Source organism: Catenisphaera adipataccumulans (genome assembly GCF_014202755.1).
Classification (GTDB): Bacteria; Bacillota_I; Bacilli_A; order Erysipelotrichales; family Erysipelotrichaceae; genus Catenisphaera; species Catenisphaera adipataccumulans.
The window spans coordinates 144,161-168,133 of the sequence record NZ_JACHHK010000002.1 but is presented as its reverse complement, the minus strand read 5'-3'; the positions used below and the strand labels follow the sequence as shown (position 1 = coordinate 168,133).

The 23,973-nt window shown below is 50.6% G+C and carries 25 protein-coding genes; 10 read left to right on the top strand and 15 right to left on the bottom strand.

The genetic code is table 11. From position 1 onward, the window contains the following. Positions 1 to 20: 20 nt before the first annotated feature. Both HNQ47_RS02890 and glgB read right to left on the bottom strand, forming a co-directional pair. Positions 21 to 734, bottom strand: coding sequence for a gamma-glutamyl-gamma-aminobutyrate hydrolase family protein (locus tag HNQ47_RS02890; RefSeq protein ID WP_221247952.1), 714 nt, complete (start codon positions 732 to 734; stop codon positions 21 to 23). 54 nt (positions 735 to 788) lie between these two features. Then, complete coding sequence (gene glgB, locus HNQ47_RS02885) at positions 789 to 2,555, bottom strand: 1,4-alpha-glucan branching protein GlgB (RefSeq protein WP_183327363.1); 1,767 nt, start codon at positions 2,553 to 2,555, stop codon at positions 789 to 791. A gap of 121 nt (positions 2,556 to 2,676) precedes the next feature. Here glgB and HNQ47_RS02880 point away from each other — a divergent pair, with 121 nt between their 5' ends. After that, positions 2,677 to 3,246, top strand: coding sequence for a TetR/AcrR family transcriptional regulator (locus HNQ47_RS02880; protein WP_183327361.1), 570 nt, complete (start codon positions 2,677 to 2,679; stop codon positions 3,244 to 3,246). Here HNQ47_RS02880 and HNQ47_RS02875 read toward each other — a convergent pair. The 5 genes from HNQ47_RS02875 to HNQ47_RS02855 are packed head-to-tail and all read right to left on the bottom strand — an operon-like array spanning position 3,222 to position 10,245. Continuing rightward, positions 3,222 to 3,998: an enhanced serine sensitivity protein SseB C-terminal domain-containing protein gene (locus HNQ47_RS02875; RefSeq protein WP_183327359.1), complete on the bottom strand. Its 777-nt coding sequence runs from the start codon at positions 3,996 to 3,998 to the stop codon at positions 3,222 to 3,224. The genes HNQ47_RS02880 and HNQ47_RS02875 overlap by 25 nt on opposite strands. Before the next feature lie 2 nt (positions 3,999 to 4,000). Continuing rightward, positions 4,001 to 5,746 carry a metallopeptidase TldD-related protein gene (locus tag HNQ47_RS02870; RefSeq protein WP_183327357.1) on the bottom strand — a complete coding sequence of 582 codons (1,746 nt, stop codon included), beginning with the start codon at positions 5,744 to 5,746 and terminating at the stop codon, positions 4,001 to 4,003. After that, complete coding sequence (locus HNQ47_RS02865; RefSeq protein WP_183327355.1) at positions 5,739 to 7,121, bottom strand: TldD/PmbA family protein; 1,383 nt, start codon at positions 7,119 to 7,121, stop codon at positions 5,739 to 5,741. The genes HNQ47_RS02870 and HNQ47_RS02865 overlap by 8 nt, the downstream gene beginning before the upstream one ends. 2 nt (positions 7,122 to 7,123) lie before the next feature. After that, positions 7,124 to 7,840, bottom strand: a complete 717-nt coding sequence (locus HNQ47_RS02860) for an SEL1-like repeat protein (protein WP_183327353.1) — start codon at positions 7,838 to 7,840, stop codon at positions 7,124 to 7,126. After that, positions 7,840 to 10,245, bottom strand: coding sequence for a hypothetical protein (locus HNQ47_RS02855; protein WP_183327351.1), 2,406 nt, complete (start codon positions 10,243 to 10,245; stop codon positions 7,840 to 7,842). The genes HNQ47_RS02860 and HNQ47_RS02855 overlap by 1 nt, the downstream gene beginning before the upstream one ends. Positions 10,246 to 10,297: 52 nt before the next feature. On the opposite strand from HNQ47_RS02855, the gene HNQ47_RS02850 reads away from it, so the two are divergent. Together HNQ47_RS02850 and HNQ47_RS02845 are read left to right on the top strand one after the other, a co-directional pair. Continuing rightward, positions 10,298 to 11,152 carry a carbohydrate kinase family protein gene (locus HNQ47_RS02850; protein ID WP_183327349.1) on the top strand — a complete coding sequence of 285 codons (855 nt, stop codon included), beginning with the start codon at positions 10,298 to 10,300 and terminating at the stop codon, positions 11,150 to 11,152. 24 nt (positions 11,153 to 11,176) lie between these two features. Beyond that, positions 11,177 to 11,926, top strand: coding sequence for an alpha/beta hydrolase-fold protein (locus tag HNQ47_RS02845; protein ID WP_183327347.1), 750 nt, complete (start codon positions 11,177 to 11,179; stop codon positions 11,924 to 11,926). Here HNQ47_RS02845 and HNQ47_RS02840 read toward each other — a convergent pair. Further along, positions 11,903 to 12,286: a hypothetical protein gene (locus HNQ47_RS02840; RefSeq protein ID WP_183327345.1), complete on the bottom strand. Its 384-nt coding sequence runs from the start codon at positions 12,284 to 12,286 to the stop codon at positions 11,903 to 11,905. The two genes, HNQ47_RS02845 and HNQ47_RS02840, sit on opposite strands and share 24 nt — an antisense overlap. Positions 12,287 to 12,326: 40 nt before the next feature. After that, entirely contained in the window at positions 12,327 to 13,100 is a 774-nt protein-coding gene (locus tag HNQ47_RS02835; protein WP_183327343.1) for a DeoR/GlpR family DNA-binding transcription regulator, read from the bottom strand. Positions 13,101 to 13,348: 248 nt separating this feature from the next. Between HNQ47_RS02835 and HNQ47_RS02830 the strand changes: the two genes are divergently transcribed. The 5 genes from HNQ47_RS02830 (at position 13,349) to HNQ47_RS02810 (ending at position 18,008) form a co-directional block, all read left to right on the top strand. After that, positions 13,349 to 14,716: a radical SAM/SPASM domain-containing protein gene (locus tag HNQ47_RS02830; RefSeq protein ID WP_183327341.1), complete on the top strand. Its 1,368-nt coding sequence runs from the start codon at positions 13,349 to 13,351 to the stop codon at positions 14,714 to 14,716. Positions 14,717 to 14,763: 47 nt separating this feature from the next. After that, the gene (locus HNQ47_RS02825) at positions 14,764 to 15,249 is read left to right on the top strand and encodes a peptidylprolyl isomerase (protein ID WP_183327339.1); all 486 of its coding nucleotides are present in this window, start codon (positions 14,764 to 14,766) and stop codon (positions 15,247 to 15,249) included. 314 nt (positions 15,250 to 15,563) lie between these two features. Then, positions 15,564 to 16,142, top strand: coding sequence for a cytidylate kinase-like family protein (locus HNQ47_RS02820; RefSeq protein WP_183327337.1), 579 nt, complete (start codon positions 15,564 to 15,566; stop codon positions 16,140 to 16,142). Further along, a complete protein-coding gene (locus tag HNQ47_RS02815) occupies positions 16,142 to 17,536 on the top strand; it encodes an MATE family efflux transporter (RefSeq protein WP_221247950.1) in 1,395 nt (464 codons plus the stop codon). The genes HNQ47_RS02820 and HNQ47_RS02815 overlap by 1 nt, the downstream gene beginning before the upstream one ends. Beyond that, the gene (locus tag HNQ47_RS02810) at positions 17,529 to 18,008 is read left to right on the top strand and encodes a DUF2798 domain-containing protein (RefSeq protein ID WP_183327335.1); all 480 of its coding nucleotides are present in this window, start codon (positions 17,529 to 17,531) and stop codon (positions 18,006 to 18,008) included. The genes HNQ47_RS02815 and HNQ47_RS02810 overlap by 8 nt, the downstream gene beginning before the upstream one ends. Before the next feature lie 27 nt (positions 18,009 to 18,035). Here HNQ47_RS02810 and HNQ47_RS02805 read toward each other — a convergent pair whose 3' ends face one another. The 5 genes from HNQ47_RS02805 to HNQ47_RS02785 form a co-directional block, all read right to left on the bottom strand. After that, on the bottom strand, positions 18,036 to 18,443 hold the full coding sequence (locus HNQ47_RS02805; protein ID WP_183327333.1) for a hypothetical protein: 408 nt from the start codon (positions 18,441 to 18,443) through the stop codon (positions 18,036 to 18,038). Between the two features lie 70 nt (positions 18,444 to 18,513). Beyond that, positions 18,514 to 19,536, bottom strand: a complete 1,023-nt coding sequence (srlE, locus tag HNQ47_RS02800) for a PTS glucitol/sorbitol transporter subunit IIB (RefSeq protein WP_183327331.1) — start codon at positions 19,534 to 19,536, stop codon at positions 18,514 to 18,516. Between the two features lie 11 nt (positions 19,537 to 19,547). Next, positions 19,548 to 20,066 (bottom strand): PTS glucitol/sorbitol transporter subunit IIC, encoded by a 519-nt coding sequence (gene srlA / locus HNQ47_RS02795; protein ID WP_183327329.1) that lies wholly within the window; start codon positions 20,064 to 20,066, stop codon positions 19,548 to 19,550. Positions 20,067 to 20,173: 107 nt separating this feature from the next. Continuing rightward, entirely contained in the window at positions 20,174 to 21,382 is a 1,209-nt protein-coding gene (locus HNQ47_RS02790) for an iron-containing alcohol dehydrogenase (protein WP_246346021.1), read from the bottom strand. Between the two features lie 130 nt (positions 21,383 to 21,512). Continuing rightward, positions 21,513 to 21,803, bottom strand: coding sequence for a hypothetical protein (locus tag HNQ47_RS02785; protein WP_183327327.1), 291 nt, complete (start codon positions 21,801 to 21,803; stop codon positions 21,513 to 21,515). 167 nt (positions 21,804 to 21,970) lie between these two features. On the opposite strand from HNQ47_RS02785, the gene HNQ47_RS02780 reads away from it, so the two are divergent. After that, entirely contained in the window at positions 21,971 to 22,345 is a 375-nt protein-coding gene (locus tag HNQ47_RS02780) for a winged helix-turn-helix transcriptional regulator (RefSeq protein WP_183327325.1), read from the top strand. A gap of 17 nt (positions 22,346 to 22,362) precedes the next feature. Next, the gene (locus tag HNQ47_RS02775) at positions 22,363 to 23,328 is read left to right on the top strand and encodes a helix-turn-helix transcriptional regulator (protein ID WP_183327323.1); all 966 of its coding nucleotides are present in this window, start codon (positions 22,363 to 22,365) and stop codon (positions 23,326 to 23,328) included. A gap of 1 nt (position 23,329) precedes the next feature. Here HNQ47_RS02775 and HNQ47_RS02770 read toward each other — a convergent pair whose 3' ends face one another. Then, on the bottom strand, positions 23,330 to 23,896 hold the full coding sequence (locus HNQ47_RS02770; RefSeq protein ID WP_221247949.1) for a sugar O-acetyltransferase: 567 nt from the start codon (positions 23,894 to 23,896) through the stop codon (positions 23,330 to 23,332). Between the last annotated feature and the right edge of the window lie 77 nt (positions 23,897 to 23,973).

Sequence of the window (23,973 nt, the reverse complement as noted above, 5' to 3'; positions counted from 1 at the left end):
TGCATACAAAAAGCGCCGCATCAACGGCGCTTTCTCTGTCTGCATGCTTGAACAAAAATACGGAAAATAGACAGCTGATCCGGATCGCTTTGAAAACTGAACTCCGGATGCCACTGCACGCCCCAAAGAAACGAATGCTCCGGATGATAGACGGCTTCGATCAGACCATCTTCCGCATATGCCATGGCCCGCAAAGAATCTGCCAGCTCATAGACTCCCTGATGGTGATAACTATTTACTCCTTTCTTTTGAGCATGCCACAGACGATCCAGCGGCGAATTGGGGACAACGGTCACCTGATGAGCGGTGCGGTCATACGGCGGATGCATATGATGATCGATCGCTGACGGTCTTTCCTTCGGCAGATCCTGATACAACGTGCCGCCCTCCATGACGTTGATCCACTGTATGCCCCGGCAGATTCCCAGGATTGGCAGGTCCAGAGCCGCCGCATAGCGATAAATCATCGTCTCTGTTTGATCCCGCTGCCCGCAAAGTTCTCCTGAGCCCTCTTTATGTTGACCGTATAAAAACGGATCAATATCCTGTCCGCCGGTAAACAGAAAACCGTCGAACATACCGGCGATCTGCTGCCAGTCCGCCGGTGTGATCGTAAGCGGAACCTGCAGGGCAATGCCGCCGGCAGTCGTGATGCCGGCCATATACCCCGGCAGCATCCAGATACTTTCCCTTTCCTGGTCATACAAAGACAGCACGCCAATGATTGGTTTCATACGCATCCTCCTCACAAAAAAAGAGCTGTGCATGCACACAGCCCTCATCGGCAATTATTCCATTACTAAGTATAACGCACTGAACGGAGCTAAATCAAATCCATCCGTTGACGGCACATTGATATCGGCAGGCGGACGCTTGGTCGATCCGGAGAATTCCTCCCAATCCGAATTCAGCGTCACGACCCATTTGTCCTTATCATGATGATGGCCTTTCTGATCCGAGAAATTGAACAGCGCAGCGACCGGTTTGCCTTCCCCGCACGAACGTTTGATCCCGAACACATTATTTCCGTTCTCATTGATCGTCAGCCATTCGAAACCCTGGTTGTCATCGTCCCATTCATACAACTGCGGCGTGCTGGTATAGATTCGGCCCAGCTCCTGCATATATTTATTGAAAGAATCATGCATCGGGTATTTCAGCAGGAACCAATCCGGTTCTTTTTCTTCATCCCACTCCCGGAACATGCCGATCTCATTGCCCATGAAATTCAGCTTTTTGCCCGGATGCATCATCATATACATGTACAAGACACGCGCCTGCGCAAATTTCTCTTCATAATTTCCGTAGATCTTATCCACGATCGTCCGTTTGCCATGGACGACCTCATCGTGGCTGAGCGGCAGCAGATAGCGCTCATTATAGTAGTAATACATTGAGAAGGTCAGACGTTCCGACAAGCTTTTCCGCTCCTCACTGGTCTTCATGATATAGTCCAGTGTATCGTTCATCCAGCCCAGATCCCATTTGTAGTCAAAGCCAAGACCGTCCTGATCGACCGGTTTTGTCACATTTGGATACGCTGTGGAATCCTCCGCAATTAACATCGCTGTCGGATGCAATGTATGCAAGCCGGCATTCATGCGCTTGATGAACTCGATGCTGCGCGGATTCACGCCGCGGTTCTCATCGCCCATCCAATAAATCAGCCGGCTGACCGCATCCATGCGGATCCCGTCAAAATGATATTCCGTCAGCCAGTAGTTCGCCGCCGACTGCAGGAAACTGCACACTTCGTAACGGGAATAAATAAAGTTGCATGTGCCCCATTCGCTGTTGCCGACATCGCTGGCTGGATATTCATACAGCTCGCTGCCGTCAAACCGTTTCAGGCCATAGGAGTCGGTCGCAAAATGCGCCGGCACAAAATCGATGATCGCGCCGATATTCGCTTTGTGCAGCCGGTCGATCAGCGTCTGCAGCTGACGGGCCGTCCCGTAACGCGAAGTCGGACTGAAGTAGCCCGTGCTCTGATAACCCCAGGAACCATCGAACGGATACTCGTTCAGCGGCATGAACTCCACATGCGTAAAATGATGACGATGGCAGTATTCGATCAAGTCATCCGCCAATTCATCGTATTCATACCAGCCGTCCTTGGCATCGGTCTTATGTTTCCAGGAACCAAAATGGATCTCATAGATATTCATCGGATCACCGAAATTCCGGGAACGTTTTTTCATCCATTCTTCATCCGAAAATTCGAACGACAGATCCCGGATCACGGAAGCAAAGTCCGGGCGCAGTTCCATGCCGAAGCCGTACGGATCACAATGCTCCACACGGCCGTTGGCACCGTAAACGACATACTTATACTTTTGGCCTACCTTGGCATTGCCGTTCAGCAAGCTCCAGATGCCGCTGAGACCGTCCTGCGTCATTTCCTCTTCATGCCAATCGGTGAAATCACCGATGACCGCGATCTTCTGCGCCTGCGGTGCATAGGTACGGAACACTACGCCGTCTGCCGTCGGATGAGCACCGAAATAGGTGTACGCATCAAACGCTTTTCCGATATAGAAATCTTGTTTATTCATGTAAATTTCCTCAAAGACACACTTGTGTCACTTTCTATCTACAGATATAATAGCATTGAGGATGCACAGATTCAATACATCCGGTGCAACTGATACAAAACGAAAGAAAGTGGGTCAATCCATGTACACAAAACAAACCAATCCGGTCGCCATCCGTTCCCAGACACTCATCGGCCGCAGTCTCTATGACTTGATGAAAACACGCTCTTATACCGACATCAGCGTCACCGAATTATGCCGGCATGCCGGGGTCGGCCGCAAGACCTTTTACCGCAATTTCGAAACGATCGCAGATGTCCTGCAATACAATATGGACGCTTTCTTTGCGTCGTTCTTGAAAAACTGTCCGAAAGATCCCACCTTTGCCGAATACAGCTATTATTTTTTCTTGTTCTGCAAGACGTACCGGGAACGGCTTGCCCTCCTCTATCGGAACAACTTGTTCTTCATATTGGAGCAGCGGTTTCTGGCCATTGCCAAAGACATCCAGGTCAACTGGGGCAAGGAAGCCGGCGATCAAGTCCGTTATATCCATGAGTTTGCGGTCGGCGGCTGCGTTTCACTGGTCTTCCAGTGGGCCAGCCGCGACTTTGCCGAACCCGTTGAAGAAATCAGCACCCAGGCGGCAGAGATGTTGGAGAAACTCTACACAAAAGAAAAGAACCATCATTCCGATGGTTCCTTCACATAAATCGGCTCCACATCCTTGATCAGTTCCTGACCGATCTGGGTCTTGGCAAACGCAAATTCCATATCTTTGCCGTAGGTCATGCCCCGGCAGCCTTCGCCTAACTTCTGGAACAGCTTCGTGTTTTCCGTCTCCATATCGACAATGACCAGCCAATGGCTCGGCTTGTTTTTGACCAGCCGCTCTTTTAAATATATCGCATCGATATCCGGACTGTCCGCGCCCAGTTCGCGCAGACGTGCCACAAATTTGTCGACATTGCGCACCGGCTTGCGCACACGGATATCGTCGCCTTCCTTGACAGTCGTTTCCTTGAGCTGCTGATCGGTCTGGTGCTGCAGATTCAGCAGGAAATCGCTGTCAAACGGCAGCGAGGCTCCATAAGGATCGATCACGATCCCCTTGACCTGGCCCTTGCCCATTTCCACAAACGGAATATATTGATCAAATTCCATGACCAGCGACTGCAGCTCATGGTTCTTATCCCATTTTTCCAGCTCCTGCATATCGGTAAACAATGGAAAGTACTGATCGCCGGTATCGGTTTCGATCAACAATAATTGAAACTTCGTATCCGGTTCAAAAACCATCTGTCCGTTTTCATCCATCACCGGATCTTTATCCCATTCGGCCGGCGCCAACAACCGTGTTGTCAGCAGACATTCCATCAAACGCTGGGTATTTTCCGGCGTACCGTTTTCCTGAAACGCACGCATGGCTTCCTGCATCTGGGTATTTTTGAAACTACCTGGCATGTTTATTCTCCTTCGCCGCTTACGGCACATTCTTCGAACCAAATACTTGGTGCGATGATTTGATGATACTCCCATTTCAGATCATTGCCAACTGCTTTTACCCGCTTCATCAGATCCAGGAAATTACCGGCAACAGTCATCAATTCCGCCGCCTGCGCCTTTTTCCCATCCTTGACCAGATAGCCGGAACACTGCAGGCTGAAGTTGCCGGAGACAAAATCCAGACCGGCATGCAGCCCCTGCAGCCTTGTGACCACGATGCCATCGTGCATCTTCGCACACAATTCCTCCAGGCTGTCCGTGCCCGGAACGATCTGACAGTTCATCGGCTGGACCGAAATAGCGGCACCGGCCTTAAAGCCGTTGCCCGTACTTTCCGCACCGATCCGCTTGGCACTCTTGGAATCCAGAAGCATATTCGTAAAGACACCGTCTTTGACCAAAACGGTTTTCTGTGTCGGGCACCCTTCATCATCAAAATCCGCCTGAGACAATGCTGCTTGTTCCTGCGGATCATCGATGATCGTGATCTGATCCGAGAAAATCGTTTCGCCCTGCTTGCCTGCGATCGGGGAAATTCCTTTATAGATCAAGTCCCCGCTGAACAGGCCGGTAAACGCCGCAAACAGCTGCGTCATCGCTTCCCGTTCAAAGATCACCGGGAACCGGCCGCTTTTCGGCGACTGTCCCTGCAGCCGGAACAACGCCTTGTCCGCCAGTTCCTGCACGAACGCATCGGTATCAAACGCGCTCAGATCCGGTACGATCTTCAGCAGATCGCCGGTCTTGACCTGATCGCCTTCCTGTACGGCAATGCCGGCCTGCAGAAACTGCGCTTCTTCCTGATCGGACAGATCGATGCCGTAGGAATTGACGATCGACCGTCCGGCTTCGGTTTCACTGTACCCCAGATAAGAAACCTGAACAATGCGCGGATCATATGTTTCCAGCTTCGTCTGCAGATCATCCAGCGTTTGTTTGATCAATGCCGACGGCGCTTTTTTCCAAATAAGATGCCGCGGTGTCTGCTTGACCGGCAGCGGTTTTCGGATCACGCCTTCATCCGGATCGGTCACCGTCTGCGCCTGCTCCTTCAATGCATCCAAAACGGCATCGGCATCCTGATCGTCGATCTTTTCGGCCGCCAGATTGGCAATATGTCCGTCGATCAACGCCCGGATGGAGTAGTCCGTACTTTGTTTGATCGTATAGGAATCCATCGCATGTTCATACCATGTCATTTCTTTTCCCTTCAGAAAAGACTGATAGATTTCCAGCCCGTCAAAGCCTTTTTCTTTCGCTTTCTTAAACCACAGTTCTTTGTTCATATGTTTCCTTTCCAGCTGACGCAAAGCACGCCGGTATTTTTCCGTACGTGTCCTGTCGTTCGGCCTGACTTCCGGCAGACGGCTAAGATCCATATTGTGGATCAGGTCTGCCCGCTTGATCCGGGCCGCCAGTGGATGCTCGGCGACCCGTTGGATATAGGTTTCATAAGATTCGTCTTGACGCGTCAGGATCCTGACCGTCTCAATGACCTCGGCCGAAAATCCCGCCTGTTTCAGATCTTCAACGGTCGTATCGGTATCTTCCAGCACATCATGCAGATAAGCAGCCACCTTTTCCTGATCCGTATTCATGGCTTCCGCTACCGCTTCTGCATGTTTGATATAAGGAACACCGGCCCGATCGACTTGTCCGGCATGTGCCTGCCGCGCCCATGCGTGTGCCTTTTCGGCCTCACTCACTCTTGGTGCCTCCGACCGTGATCGACGAGACCCGGATCGTCGGCTGTCCGACATCCACCGGAATATTGCCGCTGACCGAGCCGCACATTCCCTGCGCCCGGGCCACATTGGCACCGACCTTATCAATATTCATCAAGATCTCCGCACCGGTGCCGATCAAAGACGCACCGCGCACCGGTTTGGTGATCTTGCCGTTTTCGATCAAATAGCCTTCATTGACCGCAAAGTTGAATTCACCGGTCTGCGGATTCACGCTGCCGCCGCCCATCTTCTTGGCATAAAGCCCTTTTTCGATGCCTTCAAGCATTTCTGCCATGGTCGATTTGCCCGGCGCGATATAGGTATTGGACATGCGGCTGGTCGGTTCATACCGGTACGACTGCCGGCGGCCGGAGCCTGTAGAAGGCATGCCCATGCGGCGGCCGTTCAGCTGATCGATCATATAGGATTTCAAAATGCCGTGGGAAATCAAGACCCGTTTCTGCTGCGGATTGCCCTCATCATCAACGTGCTGACTGCCCCAGGCGCCTGGGATCGTACCGTCATCGATCGCCGTGACACAGCGATTGGCGATCTGTTTGCCCAGTTTGTCCGCAAATACGCTTTGATGTTTGGCGACCGCCGTGGCTTCCAGCGAATGGCCGCAGGCTTCATGGAAGATCACACCGCCGAAGCCGTTGTCGATGATGACCGGCATCCGGCCGGACGGGCATTCTTCCGCCTCCAACATCACCAGCGCCACCCGGCAGGCTTCCTTGGCGATGGCTTCCGGTGTGGCTTCTTCGTAAAATTCCAGCCCCTTGCCGGCGCCCGGTCCATGAAAACCGGAACGCAGCCGATCGTCTTCCTGCGCATAGGCATGCACCATCAGGCGTGTCCGGATCCGGGTATCCTGCACCAGCCGACCGGTACTGTTGGCAATTTGAACGGTCTGCCGGACATTGGCCATGGCGGTCTGTACTTTGACGATCCGCGCATCATAAGCCATCGCCGTCTGTTCCGCCCGTTTCATCAAGTTGATCTTATCCTGCAGCGGCGCCTCGACCGGATCGACAGCGGCATCGGCCGGATAGGTCTGCTTCTGCAGATCGACGATCGTATTCGTCTCCTTCCGGCCAAAACCGTCCCGCAGCTCATCCACCAACGCCAACAAGGAGTCTTTGTCACATTCGGTACTGTAGCCATAGACCGACCGGTTTCCCTGATATAAACGGATCCCGATGCCGGCCCGCCGGGACCGATCGACCTTTTCAACGTTCTCATTCAAAGCCGAAATGGATTCGGACATGGTATCTTCTTCAAAAACTTCCGCGAAATCCGCCTCGCTCTGCATCGCCCGCGAAAGAATCATTTCCAACATTTCCTGATCTAACATTTCTATGCCTCCTGCTGATGCTTCCGTAACAAGGCAATGATCCGTTCGATCTTCGCCTCGATCATTTCATCACCGTGCTGTTTCAAAAGCGGCGCAATGTTCTTCGCATCCGCCAACATGGAATCCAGCGCCTCGTGGATCTCTTCCTTATAAACATCCCGATCCACATATTTGGCCGCCAGCGCATTGCCGTTATCTGCCGCCAGATTCAGCCAGTAATCCGATTTGATCAGATCCTTCTTGGTTCCTAATCCTTCCCGGTAGCAGAATCCCAGTGCGCACTGGGCCCGGGCATGGCCGCAGGCGGCTGCTTCACTGAAGCAATCCAATGCCTGCCGCAGGCTTTTCGCCGTGCCGTGACCATGAAAATAACACATGCCCAAGCTGAACATCGCATCGGTATCGCCTTGTTTGGCGGCCAGATCATATAATTCTTTGGCTTTTTCGGGATTTTTCATGACCCCGATGCCTTGTTCATAATCAACAGCCAAATTATAGATGGATTTCACATGGCCGCATTTGGCCGCCTGATAATCCAGCAGGGCGCTTTCCTGCTCATTTTTTGCGGTTCCCCAGCCGTGATAGAAACAGCCGGCCAGCTCACAGATCGCATCCAGATTATTCTGCAGCGCATACGTGCGGCAGTACCGGTAGAGCTCGGTATATTTTTTTTGTTCCTTCAGCTGTTTGACCAGCTGCATGTTAAATTCTTCTGCCATTAAAACAGCCTTTCCTGCGCATAGGTGGTTTCCGGCGGCCGCTGCCGATAGATGCGTTCGGTATCGGCGCTGTAATAAATGCCGGATTGGCGCAAAGCGCGCATCACTTCGCCCTTTTCCATATCGATATCAAAACGTTCTTTCAATACTGTGCACAAACCGCTGATCGTCATCCGGTCCACGATGATCGAACGCAGGAATTCGCCGATCGAGGCATCCTTCTTCGATTTTTTGAACACCCAAACGTGGTTGATGGAAATGCTCCGGATCTGCGGATCAGATTTCAGCAGTGATTTATAAAATGTATTCGAGTAAGCACTCTGCGCGATGCGGTCGGCTGCCAAAGAGGCATCGTTGAAATACGTATCGGCTTCGACGTAATTGATCACATTGCGCGCAAATGTACGCAGTTCCTTTTTCCGCAGACCTAGCTGTGCCGGTGTGCGGTATTCATTGCGGTCGACCTCAACGATCTCCAGATTCTGTTCCATCTGGTTCGCTACCGACGCAAAAGACCAGATTCGATTGTATTTCGGTGACAGGACCAGATCCGGATCATCGAGGATGCGCTGCCGGAAATACTGCAGACCATTGTATTTGTCTTTCAAAATATAGCCGGAATGGCATTTATAACCTAAACGGCGCAGCACGTACGGATCGTTCAGCGAAGCCGGCAGATCGTGTTCCTTGAGCAGCTTTTTGACGTCTTCACTGAAATAGAAATCCTCGGTCAAAATACCTTTGAACGTCTGATAGTCCTCGCTTTCCATCACCGCGGTATCGACGCAGTCGAGAATGCGGTCATGGATATACGAACTGAAATTTTTATATAAATACTTCGTAAATGTCCCGGTATCATAGCCGTAACGCCGGCACATGCGGCGGACAAAGTTCTGCACCGAGATCGGCGCCAGCTGCCGGATCTCTTCTTCGATGATCTGATCTTCATCACCGCTGCCGAACTGGATCATCGGCGTATGGACAATGGACCAGCGGTTGATCTCGACCGCATAGGTCTCCTTGGCGATCCGCAGGATCGAATGCAGTTCATATTGATCGCGGATATCGTATTTTTCCATGATGTTCGGCGCTTCGTCAAAGAGCTTTTTGGCAGAGAGCACCGTATTGCGGTATTTCATGATATCCAGATCATCGATCAGCGCCTGTACAAAATCCGCATTGACCGGCCGATAACGAATGCCGCGTTTCATCGAAGTGACCAAATATCCCCGCAGGCTGATCCGGTCGGCACGGAAATCATCCAAACGCCATTGTGCCATACGTTCCGGACGGACCTTGGCAACCACATCGTTGAACCGCTGAATGAGCTGTTCTTTGGAAAAATAGCCGTCAAAACTGCGGCAGACTTCACGTAACAATTCACCACGATCTTCCTTGGAGATCCACGTTTCATTGTATGGAAAATATTCTTTCTCCAGATACTTCTGAAGTTTTTTTAGATCGACCGTGCGTTCCTGACGGATCGGCCCGGATAAGGTCCGGCCGGTGACCGGCTGTTTTGGTTCAGAAACCGGATAGCGGATCTGCAGGTAGCGGTAGGTCGGTTCCAGCGCATTGGTGATCTGATAGAAGACCGTTTCGCTGATATCATAGGTTTGGATCAAATCGATGTATTTGTCTTCCGCGACCGGCGGCAGCGCAAAGATCGCTGCCCGGGCGATGGCTTCCTGATGGCGGCTGACGGACTTGCCGTAAAGCAGACGCACGGCGGCCTTTTGTTCCTTTTCATCTTCCATCTGGTCAAGGACCGTGCTCAGGCTTGGTTTTTTATCGATATACTGATACTGATCCCCGCTGCGGGAAATGATCCGGCTGTCACACAAGTCGTTCAGCAGGTCGTTCAGCAGGGCATCGCCGCTGCGCCAAAGCATGCCTTCTTTGATCGTCTGCAGATCAGCAGGCGCATCCAGGCTGGAAAAGAAGATCTCCAAGTCATCGCACAGGACATCCTGCTTGGCCTTGACATCATCTTCGACCAAGTCATGCAGCGCAAACCGGCAGGCGGCAATGATCTTGCGGCCTGTATAAACCGATACATGAAGCGTACGCATGATTTCATCCTGTTTCATGAACAGCACATCTTCCAGATCGGCACGGCCGTACAGATGTTCCTTGATGACCGGACGGGTCAGTCCATAATTCAGCAGCACATAAACACTGTTGCCATGGATGCCCTGACATTGATCGATCGCCGAACGATGTTCACGGGCCAAAGCCATCACTTCATCACAGACCGGCTGCGTAAATACCTTGCGGCAGGCTTCTGCCAGTTTGTCATCCGGCCAGTGTACAGAGATTTGATGAACGATCAGCATCTGCACAATTTGCGGACAATAACGGAAGTCACAAAGCTTCCAATTTTCGATAAGATCCAATGATTTCATAGTCATATTATAATTTTTTCTATGATTATTTACAATCTGGTAATATATAGGTATGACGATCTTATGTTTAGGACAGACGGTGTACGATACGGTGCTGCCGATCGATTCACCGCTCAAAGAAAATGAAAAACGCCGCGCTGTCAACGGTTTTTCCTGCATGGGCGGACCGGCAGCCAATGCGGCTTATTTATGCGGCCTGTGGCATGCCGATACATATTTATGCGCACGCATCGGCAAGGATGCCGCCGGCCAGGCGATCCTCGATACGCTGACAAAGGTCGGCGTGCATACCGAAACGATGCTCGTGGACGAGCAGACCAAAACCAGCACCAGCAGCATTCTGGTCAACCTACAAAACGGCAGCCGCACCATCGTGAACATCCCGTTAAGCGAAGCGCACGTCCTGCCGGTGACCTGGCCGGAACACGTCGATGTGATCCTCATGGACGGACATGAGCTGCCGTTGTGCCGCGAAGCCATGCAGCGGTATCCAAATGCGCAAATCGTCTGGGACGGCGACCGCGTCAAGCCGCATTCCATGGACTTATTGAAACGTGTCGATCATCTGATCTGCAGCGAAGAGTTCGCTGCCCAGATCACTGGTCATGAAACCGATGAAACAACTTATGCTCAGCTGCAGCCTTTGGCACGCCATGTGATCTTAACGGTCGGCGAAAAAGGCTGGATCAATAACGGACGGCTGCATCCGGCTTATCAAGCCAAAACGCTGGACACGACCGGCGCCGGCGATGTGTTTCATGGTGCCTTTGCGTACGGATTGGATCAGAGGATGTCCGTGCCGGAAAGTCTGGAACTGGCCGGTCTGGCTGCGGCGATTTCTACAGAAAAAGCCGGCGGCATGCCTTCCATCCCGACGCTTGAAGACGTAAAACAACGACGGCCGTGACCGTCGTTGTGCTATAATGGCTCCATGAAAGTTTTATCAGGGAAATTTACGTATTGGCGGGAAGACCTGGAGCGGAACATGAACATCCGCATCTACGGCACCGGCGGCATGCCGGTGATCGCGTTTCCGCCCCAGGGCTCAAAAGCCGATGCCTATGAGTCGTTCGGCCTGATCGATGTGCTGGCCAAAGCCATCCGGGCCGATCAGGTGCAGCTGTTCTGCGTCGACAGTGTCGATGACCTCAGCTGGAACGCGGCCGATAAACCGGCCGATGTCCGCATGCTTTGGCAGGAACGCTACTATCGTTATATCGTCGAGCAGGTCGTGCCGTTTGTTTCCGGCGTCAATCCGGAAAACGCACGGCCGTATGTATTCGGCGTCAGTTTAGGCGCCACGCAGGCAGCGATCGCCTTTTTCCGGCGGCCGGATCTGTTTCAAGGCGTCCTGTCACTGTCACCGGCCCTGGATCCGCATTTGTTTTTCGGCGACTGGTCCGATGATCTGCTTTACCAGAATACACCGCTCTATTTCCTCGACCGGATGCCGACCGACCATGAATACATTGCCTTATACCAACAGCGCAATATCATCTTCTGCGCCGGCCAGGGGACATGGGACCGGCCTTGTGCCGACTCGATGCGCAGGCTGCAGCCGCTGCTCGAACGTCTGCACGTGCCGGCATGGTTTGATTACTGGGGCACGGATGCCGATCATGACTGGTACTGGTGGAAAAAGCAGGTCGTTTACTTTTTACCGCATCTTCTGAAGGATTAACGGACCGGTGGACTCCTTGTCGTTATAGTAACGGCGGCAGGTATCATCCATCGTATACTGGTATGCATCCATTTTATCGAAAAAATGATGATAGACACGGTCGACATCGGTACAGTCCGTACAGGTGCCGGCTTTTTTTCTGGTCTCGTCCCAGAACCGGTCGATAAAACGGTTCACGGTGTCGATGTCGCGGGCAAAGGCGCCGGACAGCTCGGATTCCGGCAGATAATGGCTGTTCGTCAGCATGGTCATGGTCTCAAAGTAAAGTTTCCGGCAGGCAAAGAACACATCCGGCTGACTGGTCGCATTCATGATGTTCGTATTATCCGTTACGACGGATTCCATTGGAAAACGATTCATTTTGATCACCTCTGCCTATAGAATAAAAAGAAAAGTGACATTATTGATGTTCGTAATGCCACTCGATCGAATAGTGATCCATTTGTTTGTGTGCCCAATCTTCCGGTTCCTTTTCCATGAAGGCCCCGTCAAAGGCATCCACCGAAGCGATCTTATAGTTGCCGGATAGATTCAGCTTGCGCGTTTCCAGCATGATATAGTTCTTTTCTGAATTCTGCATGACGATGAGCTTGGTCATCGCGCTCTGTACGTTATGCGTGTACACCGCATTGCGCTCCAGATCGACGCCGACCGTGCCGATAAACGTTTTATCAAAATGAAACGACATCAGCTGATGGTCGGTATAATCGCCGACAAACGCATCGTTTTCATCATTCAGCATGCCGCCGATCAACAGAAAGCGCTGATGTTCCACGGAGGTATACATCAACATGATCTCGATCATATTGGTGACGACGGTCACGTCCTTGCCGCTTTCAATCAGCAGGCGGGCTAGTTCAATATTGGCGGTCGAAGAGTCCAGAAAGACCATATCGCCTTTTTCGATGACTTTCATCGCTTCTCTGGCGATGGCTTGTTTATCCGGGGTGTTTTTACCGATACGCTGTGATACATACAAATCGTGCATCTTGGCCCGGACCTTCACCGCGCCGCCGTACGTTTTTTTCAATAAGCCTTTTTTCTGAAGCAGCGTCAGATCCTTCCGGATACTGTCTTCGGTCACTTGGTATTTTTCGGCCAGTTCCTTGACCAGCACCGAACCATTGGCGTTGACTTCATCTACGATAGCGTTTTGTCGTTCTCTGGCAAGCATAATTCATTCCCTTTCGTTTTTTACATTATAAGCACATCAGAACAAATTTTCAAAATAGTCATTTGAATCCTTTTCACTTAGGTAGACAGTTCAATGATTTTGTTCGAATTTCAGTCAAGACTGGAATTAATCCCGTTGGAAAAAAAATCCGGTTCTCGTAATATTAACCATGACAAATTAGGGGATCTGCCCGATTTGGCATTTGAGAATCATTCAAAGCAACGAAATAGATCATAAGGAGGAAGAACATGAGCGTTAAAGACACTATCAAGAGTTTCGGAATTGAACAAACAATGAAGTATGTTCAGAAAGATCCGGAAAAGAACCTGATCAAATTAATGGACTGGGCCGATAAATATGCCGAAGGCTATTTTGTCCGTCAGCGCAAGGATATCCGTGAGGCCATTGAAAATCCGGATCATCCGTACCACGATTTTATTTTCGATCGTGTCACGCACTTGGACGAAGGTCTGCTGAATACGATGGCCGTCAACTTCTTCGGCAACGCCGTATTAAAAGGCTGGAAGAAACAGGAAAAACTGCGCAAGAAATACAACTGCAACATTCCTTGGGCGATCCTGCTGGATCCGACCAGTGCCTGCAACCTGCACTGCACCGGATGCTGGGCCGCTGAATACGGCAACCGTCTGAACCTGACTTATGATGAAATCAACGATATTGTCCGTCAGGGCCGTGAACTGGGTGTTTACTTCTATATCTTTACCGGAGGTGAACCGCTGGTTCGTAAAAATGATATCATCCGTCTGTGCGAAGAGAACGATGACTGCATCTTCTTGTCGTTTACCAACGGTACGCTGATCGACGAGAAATTCGCCGATGATATGCTTCGTGTCAAGAACTTCATCCCGACCATCTCTTTGGAAGGTTTCGAAGAAGCAACCGATTCCCGCCGCGGAACCGGCGTCTTCAAGAAAGTCATGAACGCGATGCACTTACTGCAGGACCGTGGTCTGCCGTACGGAATTTCCTGCTGCTATACGCGTTATAACTTCGAATCCATCACCAGTGAAGAATACTGGGATGCCATGGTGAAGATGGGTGCCTTCTATGTATGGTACTTCCATTATATGCCGGTCGGAAACGATGCATCGCCGGAACTGCTGCCGACCCCGGAACAGCGTCTGGAAACGATGAAGCGGATCCGCAAATACCGTGTTGAAAAACCGTTGTTCGCATTGGATTTCCAGAACGATGGTGAATATGTCGGCGGATGCATTGCCGGCGGACGTCGTTATCTGCACATCAATGCCAACGGAGACTGCGATCCGTGTGTCTTCATCCACTACAGTGATTCGAACATCCGCGAGAAATCGCTGCTCGAGGTATTGCGTTCCCCATTGTTCCAGGCATACCACGACAATCAGCCGTTCAACAACAACCACTTGAAACCGTGCCCGATGTTGGAAAACCCGACCGTTCTGCCGCGTCTGGTCAAAGAGACAGGTGCTCATTCGACCGACTTACAGTCGCCGGAATCGGCTGAACATTTGGAAGAAAAATGTGATCCGTATGCAGCGAACTGGACACCGGTTGCCGATGAAGCGTGGGAAAAGCGAAAAGAAGAACTGCGCGCAAAATACGGACTGAACAATTAGTGATCAGAAGAAACGCTTCGGCGTTTCTTTTTTAGAAAGGAATCATCATGAAAACGATCGAAATTGAAATCAAAATGAAAGACGGCGGCGTGATGAAAGCCGAGTTGTATCCGGAAACTGCGCCGAAAACCGTAGAAAACTTTGTGAAACTGATCAACGAACATTTCTATGACGGACTGACTTTTCACCGGGTCATTCCGGGTTTTATGATCCAGGGCGGCGATCCGGCCGGCAACGGTACGGGCGGCCCGGGCTATACCATTGAAGGGGAATTTGAAGCCAATGGCTTCCACAACGATCTGAAACATGTGCGCGGCGTGCTCTCGATGGCCCGTGCCATGGATCCAAATTCGGCCGGCAGCCAGTTCTTTATCATGCATCAGGACGCCCCGCATCTGGACGGTCAGTATGCGGCATTCGGCCGGGTAATCGAAGGCTTTGATGAACTGGACCGCATCGCTTCGGTGAAGACCAACTGGCGGGATAAACCGAAAAAAGACCAGGTGATCGAGTCGATCCGGGTGCTGGATTAAATTTTTCCTTCGTTCTGGGCAAATCGCTCGATTTCCAGCATCGATTCTGCAATAATGACGCTGGATTCATGATACGAGGGTATATGGCATCCGTTTCGAAACACTGTGTACATTGATTCATTTTACCCGTTAGGGTTTTGAACCTTTGTGCATGGGTCTTCGGAACAAAAATACCGGTAAATGCCGGTATTTTTTCCTTACATTTCAAATTTTTTTGTGTTAAAATTCGTTTCGGAAACAACGAGTATTCTTTGTGGATGTAAATCCGGTTGTCAAAGAATGCTCGTTGTTTTTTTGTCTGAAAGGAGTCAAAAATGAAATACAACGTTATTACCATTACGCGTGAATTCGGCAGCGGCGGCCGGACCATTGCCAAGGAACTGGCTGCCCGCCTGGGCTATTCGTACTACGACTATAACCTGGTGCAGAAGATCGCGGAACAAAGTAATTTCTCCCGTCAATATATCGAGGAGCATGGCGAAGACGCCAGTCAGAGCGGCTGGTTCGCGTTTGCGTGGAACAACTACGGCGGCGGTCTGTCCGATCAGCTCTATGTCGCGCAGCGCAATGTCATCACGAATCTGGCCGAGCAGGGACGGTGCATCATTGTCGGCCGGTGTGCGGATTATATTCTGCGGGAACGTACCGATACGTTCCATGCCTTCATTTATGCGGACCGTGCCTTCCGGCAGAAGCGCATCGTGGATGTCTACGGCGAAAGTGATGAATCGATCGAGAGCCGGGTCGAAAAGAAAGACCGCCGCCGGATCACCTACTACCGGTATTACACGGATCGGAAATGGGGCCAGGCAAAATATTATGATGTCTGCCTGAACAGCGGCCATATCGGCATTGATATGTGCTGCGATCTGATCGAAAGGATGGTGAAATAATGCAGGAAAACAAGATGGGCTATGTGCCGATGCCAAAGCTGATGTTGACGATGGGACTGCCGATGATCGCATCGATGTTGGTGCAGGCTTTCTATAATATTGTCGATACCTACTTTATTTCACACATTACCAGTTCAACGATTGCCGATATCGGCGATCTGGCAATGAACGCGCTGACATTGGCCTATCCTGTGCAGATGCTCATGATCGCGATCGGCGTCGGTACCGGGGTCGGTGTCAATGCGCTGCTTTCAAAATATCTAGGTGAAAAGAAACGGGAAAAGGCGTCGCTGATCGCAGGAAATGCGATCCTGATCGGCATTTGTACCTTCCTGGTCTTCTTTTTGTTCGGACTGTTCGGCGTGGAGGCATTTTTCCGCACCCAGACCTCGGATCCGATCGTTTCCGAGATGGCCTGTACCTATCTGCGGATCTGCTGCATTTTTTCGTTCGGTTCGATCGGTTCGATGATCTTCGAGAAACTGCTCCAAAGTACCGGCCGCACGATGTTGTCGACGATCGCACAGTTAGCTGGTGCCATTACGAATATCGTCCTGGATCCAATCATGATCTTTGGTTACTTCGGTCTGCCGGCGATGGGCGTTGCCGGTGCTGCCTGGGCGACGATCATCGGTCAGATCGTCACTTTGGTCATGGATATGTGGTTCCATTATCGCCGCAATACAGAGATCGATCCTTCTTTGGCTTATATCAAACCGGACCGCAGCGCCATTCGGGATATCTATAAGATCGGAATTCCGGCGATCATCATGCAGTCGTTGATGTCGATCATGTCCTATGGCATCAATATCATCTTCGGCGGGGTCTCGCAGAATGCGGTCACGGCGTTCGGTGTCTACTACAAAGTCCAGCAATTTGTTTACTTTGCGGCCTTCGGCATGAACAATGCGATCATTCCGATCGTTTCCTACAACTTCGGCAAGCAGGATCAGAAACGTATCCAAGACGGCATTTTCTATGGTACCTTGTACACGGTGATCTTGACGGTTGCCGGCATGATCCTGCTGCAGACCGCCGGATCGGCGATCGTCGGCTTGTTCGGTCTGACTGGTACAACGAGCTCATTGTGTGTTTTAGCGATGCGCATCGTTTCACTGGGTTACTTCTTTGCCGGTCTGAACATCGCATATCAGGGCATCTATCAGGCATTGGGCAACGGCGTGCGTTCTTTGATCGTCTCTTTGATCCGGCTGATCATCGTCCCGCTGCCGCTGGCCATGGCATTGGCAAACTTGAACGATCCAACGACAATGATCTGGTGGTGTTTCCCCGTTGCGGAATTCCTCGGTTCGATCGTGGCCGTCTACTACATGCGCAAGACCCGTGAAGAAAATGGCCTGACCAAAAAGAAAGGCAAGCGGATCTATGCCTAAAACAAAATCACAGGGTGTCGTCTTTGGATTGCTGATGTCCTATTTCATGGCATACGGCATGGAAGTGTTCAACGTCGCGATCAAAATGGGCTACGGAACCGATCTCAGTCAGATGCCCAATGCGGTTTTTCTCGGGGCCCTCAAGGAAGCCTCGTATATGGGATTGTTTGTCTTCTTGTTTTCATCTTTATGGGGCAACCGGATCGGAGCCCATTTCATGCATCGGCATAAAACCGAGAATTCGTACCTCAATCGCCTGCTTCGTCAGGCCGGCACGGTCGGGATCATGTGTCCGACCATGAGCATGGTCGCTGCGATCTTGTTCAATCTTCTGATGGGCGGTGCACCATTTTCACAGATCATCGCGATCTGGATCGGAACCGTTCTGAAAAATTTTCCAATCGCATTTTTCTGGAACATGTACGGCGCGGCCCCGCTGACCCATCGAGTCTTTCAAAAAATCTATGCATAAAGAGGCTGTATAAACAGCCTCTTTTTCTTATTGTATCGCCTGCAGCCGATCCATGATCTGATCGACCTGCACAATGGCCTGGTCTACCTGACGGCGTGCATCCTTGATCTTCGACTGCACCCATATATCCGTTACGAGCCCGTCGAGGAAAAAGTCCGCAAAGGTCAGAAAACCACCGATGTTCACCTGCAGTCCGACCAGTTCCTGTACATCCGCCGCTTCCCGGCTGAAAGTCTGCAGATCGTCCTGTGCCCGTTTCAAGGCGCGATTGGCCTGGCGTACATTCATATGTTTCATTAAGCCGGAGATCTCATTGCCGCCGATCAGATCGACAATGCCCCAGCCCCGGGCATGATCGAGACAGGATTTCGCCTCCTGCAGGCTGCGCTGTGCCTGTCGTCCGGCCCAGATTGCTTCTTCCACTTCTTGATTCATAAAGATTCCTCCGGTTCCATCATAGCACAAAAAAGGCCGATCCCCTATCACAGAGATCAGCCCCCCAATTCTAATACAGGCCCATGCTGAAGAAGTACGCAATGACAACGGCCAGCGGACCGGTGATGACACGGCTGTACAAGACCGCCGGAACACCCATCTCGATGGTATCTGGTTCTGCTTCTCCTAAAGACAGACCAACTGGAATGAAGTCGCATCCTACCTGTGCATCGATGGCAAACAAGGCCGGCAATGCATACTGAGCGGGAATGTTGCCCTTTGCGAATTCAGCACCCAACAGTGTACCAACGACCTGCGCAATGACGGCACCTGGACCCAGGATCGGGCTCAGGAACGGCAGACCGCAGATGAAGGAGATGAAGATCATGCCCGGCAATGTGGAGCAGAACGGACTGATCGTGTTGGCGATGACGTTTCCTAATCCACTTGCGGAAATGATTCCCAACAAAGTCGAAGTGAAGGCCATGAACGGCAGGATGTTGCGGATGACCATATCGATGGAATCACGGCCGGCTGCGAAGAATTTATTGACAACGTGGCCGACGCCGACACCGATACGAGTGACCAGGTTCTGTTTCTGACCTTCCTGTGCTGCAGCTACATCGGCTTTGGCCTGATCTTTGGTTTTCGGGCCGTTATCGCCTGCTGCATCGGCAGCTTCCAATTCTTCGGCAGCGGATTTTGCGGCAGAAGCATTGGTTTCATCGGTATAGCTCAAGTTTTCTTCACTGACATCCGATACATAGATGTCTTCGGTGATATATTGTGCAAGCGGTCCGACCGCACCGACGGGTTCTACATTGACCGTCATGATGTGCTTTCTTGGATAAACCCCGCAGCGGGCGGTACCGCCGCAGTTTACGACCGCGACCGCCACCTGTTCATCCGGGACATTGGTCTTGAAACCGTCAACCAGTTCACAGCCTGTCATTTCGGCGATCTTTTTTGCGACCGGGCTGATGGTCTGTCCGGTAACGCACAATACTTTATTACGAGTTTCTGTCGGTTCGATGATCAGCGGCCCGCCGAATCCTGCTGAACCTTTTGTGATCTTGATATTTCTGTATGCCATGTTCACGCCTCCTACTCTTTAATTCCGGCTAAATGGAAATAAATGCGCTGCGTGATCAGGCCGCGCAATGTGATCACGATCAAACCAACAATAAAGTAACGAACTGCCAGACCGCCTAATTCATAGCCGGCTTTCTGCAGACCTTGGGCAATACCCAAATACACGAACAGTTCCCCTGCATTCGCATGCGGAAACAGTCCGGTGATCGGGTGCAAGAAGCTGACACACGAATCATAGAAGGCCGGTTTATACTTTTCTTCAACGAAGCGTCCGAACGTATAGCACATCGGATTTGCCAGGAACATGTCGGCCAAAAGCGGAAACAATGAATAGCGCAGGATCGCATTCTTGGTCAATTTCTGCGCGCCGGCTTCAACTTTTTTCTCACCGACCAATTTGACGATCGAATTCATGAACGTCATCAAACAAACAACTTGCGGAATAATACCAGTGACCCAACCGGTAAAGGTTTCACCGCCGGTCGTAAACCAGCCGATAAATCCTTGCGCAATCGCGGTAATTACATCCATAACGAATCTCCCTCCTTTATGTATTTACCATAGAATCTATGATCCAGACCGGAATGCCGGTCATGATCATCCTTGAAAAAAGGGAGCCAGCCGGCTCCCTATCATCACTAGCGATAGCTAGCTTTGTAAATTGCCAGATAGTCTTCGTCCGATAACGGCAGCGGATCGGCCGTAATATCGCCGCCCAATACCTCGTGCACTTTGGCAGGATATTTTTTCAGCTCTTCTTTCGTGATGCCGGCATCGCTCATCCGCAGATCGCTGCATCCGACCTGATCGATCAAGTGATCCAATGCCTGAATGAAATCCTTTCCGGACGTTGGATCTTTCACGCCCATGGCCTTTGCCATTTTGATCATCGGTTCTTCGGCTGCTTGACGCTGCGCAAAGAAATCAAAATATGCATGGCTGATCATGATCAAACCGGCACCGTGGGCCAGATCGTCATGGAAGCTGCCCATGACATGTTCCATCGTGTGCTGCGAAGTACAGAGCATGTAGTAACCGGCCAGTGTATTTGCCAAGGCGACATCGGCGCGCGCTTCTTTGTTTGAACCATCCTGATAAGCAACTGGCAGGCTTTTGGCAATCAGTTCGATCGCTTTGAGCGCAAACATTTCGCCCATCGGGTGTTCATTTTTATTGATCACGGATTCCGCAGCATGATAGAACGCATCCATTCCCTGGTAAGCCGTGAACTTCGGCGGCACGCTCATCATAAGATCCGAATCCACGACAGATAAAGTCGGGAACATCGACGGGAAGAAGATGCCGGTCTTTTCCTGCGTTTCATCATTCGTAATTACGGAAGCCATGTCGACTTCAGAACCCGTTCCCGCCGATGTGGTGATCGCAACGATCGGGGCAGCGTCCTGCGTCGGGTTCTTTTTTCCTCCGGCCGCGGAGAGACTGTAATCCCAAATATCTCCCGTGTTGGTCATCATCAGGGCAATGCACTTACTGCAGTCCATCACGGAACCGCCGCCCAATGCGATCACAAAATCACACTGGTTTTCTTTGGCCATGGCAGCACCGTCCATGACGTTTTCACGGGTCGGATTCGGCCGGACCTGATCAAAAAGCACGTACTCCACATCTGCCCAGGCAAGCTGTGTTTCCAGTGCGCTCAGGTAACCATATTTCTTCACAGATGTACCGTTTGTCGTGACGATCAAGGCTCGGCGGCCTGGCAGTTTTTCATCGTGAAGATCGTTCAGACGGCCGGCGCCAAATAATACTTTCGCCGGCATATAATAATCAAAATGATACATGTTGTCCTCCAATTCCCGAACCTTTTCCGGTTCGTTTGTTTTCATTATAGGCGGCAAATTTTCAGGAAACAGCGTTTCATCTTAAGAATCTATGTGTGATAATTAAAGAAATTGAGGGGGTTTGGATATCTGTTCAAAATAAAAAACACGCTGCAGATGCAGCGTGCCATGAAAATTATGCGACTTCGTAGATCTTTACTTCCGGATCCGCCGACCAGGTCGGTTTCAAGCCGACAAATACATCATTTTTGAACAGGTCGCTTGAAAGATAGGCCTTGGCATGTTCTACACTGTCAAATCCGTGCAATACCTGAACATCTTCATCGCGGATGAGAAGATCTTTCGTCAGGGCACCTGGGATGGTTTCCAGGAACGGTCCTCTGTAATCGTTGTATACCTTTGCGGCCGCCGGGCGATTTTCTTCATCAATTTTCATCGTAATTTGTAAATAAGCTTTGACTTTCATTTGAATGACCTCCTAGTTTGTGCTCTTTCTTGAGCCATCCTCATCATATACGAGCATCTTGGAAAATGTAAGATATCCGTAAATTTATTAGTAACTAATAAATTTAATAGTTACTTGTAGATCTAAAAGCAGTTCATTATAATAAAGTCGAACGTGGAGGGATGAACATGTATCAACATAAACTGGAATCGGACATTCGCTGCCCGTTAGAGTACGGGTTACAAATTTTCGGCGGAAAATGGAAGTCGAGAATTATCTGTGTGCTGGCAGAAATGGGGACCCTTCGGTACAGCACGTTAAGAGATGAAATGAGCAACATTACCGACGCCGTTCTGGCATCGACGTTAAAGGAACTGCTCAAGGATGATCTGGTGGATCGGATCCAATACAATGAAATTCCGCCGCATGTGGAATATAAACTGACAGAGAAAGGAAGATCCGTCGTACCGATCCTTCGGAGCATTTGTAAATGGTCGGGGATCTTTTATAATGAAGACAATGAACATACTCTGAAACAGTGTCAAAAATGTAACTATCGATAAGAAATAAAGGAGAATATATGCATATTCCTGATTTAAATGCACGTACAGAAGAAGCGCTGGAAGAACTGGGCAAAGCGTTTCCAAATCTGAACTGGAATTTCCGTCCGGATCCGGTCCATCAAAATGTATTGGTCTCCCAATGGCTGGGCGATCCGGATGATGATGTGATGCTCTGTGCGTTTAAAGGCAATTACATTCATGAAGCGTTCCATCGGCAGGAGTTCTTTTTTTTCAATTTTGCCTGGCAGGGCGATTATGAAGCATTGTCCGCAAAATACGATCATAAGATCACGATCAAACAGGGAGACTGCTACATTGGTCAGCCATTCAGCGGATACGCGCTGCGCTGCGATCAAAGCGAGGATGTGATCATTCTCGGGATCTTGATCCAGAAAGGCGCTTTCTTAGAGAAATATCTGCCAGTGCTGGCGGCAGACCAGGGGATGTACCGCTTTTTCCTTGATCCGCAGACCAATCGCTTTTCCGATGAATACGTCCACCTGACTTTTGCGGAAGACTCTCTGCTCTGGCCGTTATTACAGACGCTGATCCTGACCTATCACGATCATAAAGAGGATCTGCAGATCATGGTGCAGCCGCTGATCCTGGCGGTCATGATGTTCATTTCGTATCAGTACCATATCGAATACGGCTCTGCGAAGCAAGCCTCACTTGCTGAACAGATCGTATACTATATTGAAACGCATTCACAGCACATCTCATTGAAAGAACTGTCGGAACACTTTGGCTATCATCCGAATTATATTTCTTCGATCCTGCCGGAACAAACCGGGCGGACATTTTCGGAAACAGTTCTAAAAGTGCGGATGGAAAAAGCGGAGCTGCTGCTGAAAAATACCGATATGACCATTGAAAAGATCGCGGCGATCATCGGCTACAGTAATACCAGCAATTTTTACAAGGCCTTCCGTTCGTATTTTCATCAGACCCCGCGCAGCTATCAAACAAAAAACAACGTCTGAATCATTCGACGTTGTTTTCAATTTCATGAATTAATTTTGCCGGCACACCGCCGTAGACGCCGTTATCCGGTAAGTCTTTGGTGACGACAGCACCTGCAGCTACGATCACATTGTTGCCGATCGTCACGCCGGGCATGACACAAACATTGGCTCCGAACCAGACATCATTGCCAATATGGATCGGTTTGGCAAAAGACAGGTGCTGCCTTCTGCCTTTGGGATCGGTCGGATGCCCGACGGTCGAAAGCACACAGCCCGGTCCGATCATCACATTGTCGCCGATGATGACCGGCGCAATATCCAAGATGGTCACACGGTAATTGGCGGTAAAGTTATCTCCGACATGAATGTTCTTGCCGCAGTCGCAGACAAATCCTTTCTGTACGGCAACCGACCCGGCACAGGAACCGAACAATTTGCGGGTCGCTTCGGCCCGGCGTTCCCCGTCCCAGCTGGGTACTTGTTCCAGTTTCTCGCACATCTTCACGGCATTTTGCTTTCTTGCTTCCACTTCCGGATCGTCAAAGCTGTACAGCAGTCCGGCCTGCAGTTTTTCCATCTCTGTCATGATGATCACCTCATAGATAGAATAATAGATTTCAAGTAAGTTTTCAGTCTCCCGGGTTCAGATGTTTGTTGTCCTAT

Coding starts and splice junctions, on each gene's coding strand:
- HNQ47_RS02890 (WP_221247952.1), bottom strand. CDS start 734: ATGAAACCAATCATTGGCGTGCTGTCTTTGTATGACCAGGAAAGGGAA.
- glgB (WP_183327363.1), bottom strand. CDS start 2,555: ATGAATAAACAAGATTTCTATATCGGAAAAGCGTTTGATGCGTACACC.
- HNQ47_RS02880 (WP_183327361.1), top strand. CDS start 2,677: ATGTACACAAAACAAACCAATCCGGTCGCCATCCGTTCCCAGACACTC.
- HNQ47_RS02875 (WP_183327359.1), bottom strand. CDS start 3,998: ATGCCAGGTAGTTTCAAAAATACCCAGATGCAGGAAGCCATGCGTGCG.
- HNQ47_RS02865 (WP_183327355.1), bottom strand. CDS start 7,121: ATGTTAGATCAGGAAATGTTGGAAATGATTCTTTCGCGGGCGATGCAG.
- HNQ47_RS02860 (WP_183327353.1), bottom strand. CDS start 7,840: ATGGCAGAAGAATTTAACATGCAGCTGGTCAAACAGCTGAAGGAACAA.
- HNQ47_RS02855 (WP_183327351.1), bottom strand. CDS start 10,245: ATGAAATCATTGGATCTTATCGAAAATTGGAAGCTTTGTGACTTCCGT.
- HNQ47_RS02850 (WP_183327349.1), top strand. CDS start 10,298: ATGACGATCTTATGTTTAGGACAGACGGTGTACGATACGGTGCTGCCG.
- HNQ47_RS02845 (WP_183327347.1), top strand. CDS start 11,177: ATGAAAGTTTTATCAGGGAAATTTACGTATTGGCGGGAAGACCTGGAG.
- HNQ47_RS02840 (WP_183327345.1), bottom strand. CDS start 12,286: ATGAATCGTTTTCCAATGGAATCCGTCGTAACGGATAATACGAACATC.
- HNQ47_RS02835 (WP_183327343.1), bottom strand. CDS start 13,100: ATGCTTGCCAGAGAACGACAAAACGCTATCGTAGATGAAGTCAACGCC.
- HNQ47_RS02830 (WP_183327341.1), top strand. CDS start 13,349: ATGAGCGTTAAAGACACTATCAAGAGTTTCGGAATTGAACAAACAATG.
- HNQ47_RS02825 (WP_183327339.1), top strand. CDS start 14,764: ATGAAAACGATCGAAATTGAAATCAAAATGAAAGACGGCGGCGTGATG.
- HNQ47_RS02820 (WP_183327337.1), top strand. CDS start 15,564: ATGAAATACAACGTTATTACCATTACGCGTGAATTCGGCAGCGGCGGC.
- HNQ47_RS02815 (WP_221247950.1), top strand. CDS start 16,142: ATGCAGGAAAACAAGATGGGCTATGTGCCGATGCCAAAGCTGATGTTG.
- HNQ47_RS02810 (WP_183327335.1), top strand. CDS start 17,529: ATGCCTAAAACAAAATCACAGGGTGTCGTCTTTGGATTGCTGATGTCC.
- HNQ47_RS02805 (WP_183327333.1), bottom strand. CDS start 18,443: ATGAATCAAGAAGTGGAAGAAGCAATCTGGGCCGGACGACAGGCACAG.
- srlE (WP_183327331.1), bottom strand. CDS start 19,536: ATGGCATACAGAAATATCAAGATCACAAAAGGTTCAGCAGGATTCGGC.
- srlA (WP_183327329.1), bottom strand. CDS start 20,066: ATGGATGTAATTACCGCGATTGCGCAAGGATTTATCGGCTGGTTTACG.
- HNQ47_RS02790 (WP_246346021.1), bottom strand. CDS start 21,382: ATGAAAACAAACGAACCGGAAAAGGTTCGGGAATTGGAGGACAACATG.
- HNQ47_RS02785 (WP_183327327.1), bottom strand. CDS start 21,803: ATGAAAGTCAAAGCTTATTTACAAATTACGATGAAAATTGATGAAGAA.
- HNQ47_RS02780 (WP_183327325.1), top strand. CDS start 21,971: ATGTATCAACATAAACTGGAATCGGACATTCGCTGCCCGTTAGAGTAC.
- HNQ47_RS02775 (WP_183327323.1), top strand. CDS start 22,363: ATGCATATTCCTGATTTAAATGCACGTACAGAAGAAGCGCTGGAAGAA.
- HNQ47_RS02770 (WP_221247949.1), bottom strand. CDS start 23,896: ATGACAGAGATGGAAAAACTGCAGGCCGGACTGCTGTACAGCTTTGAC.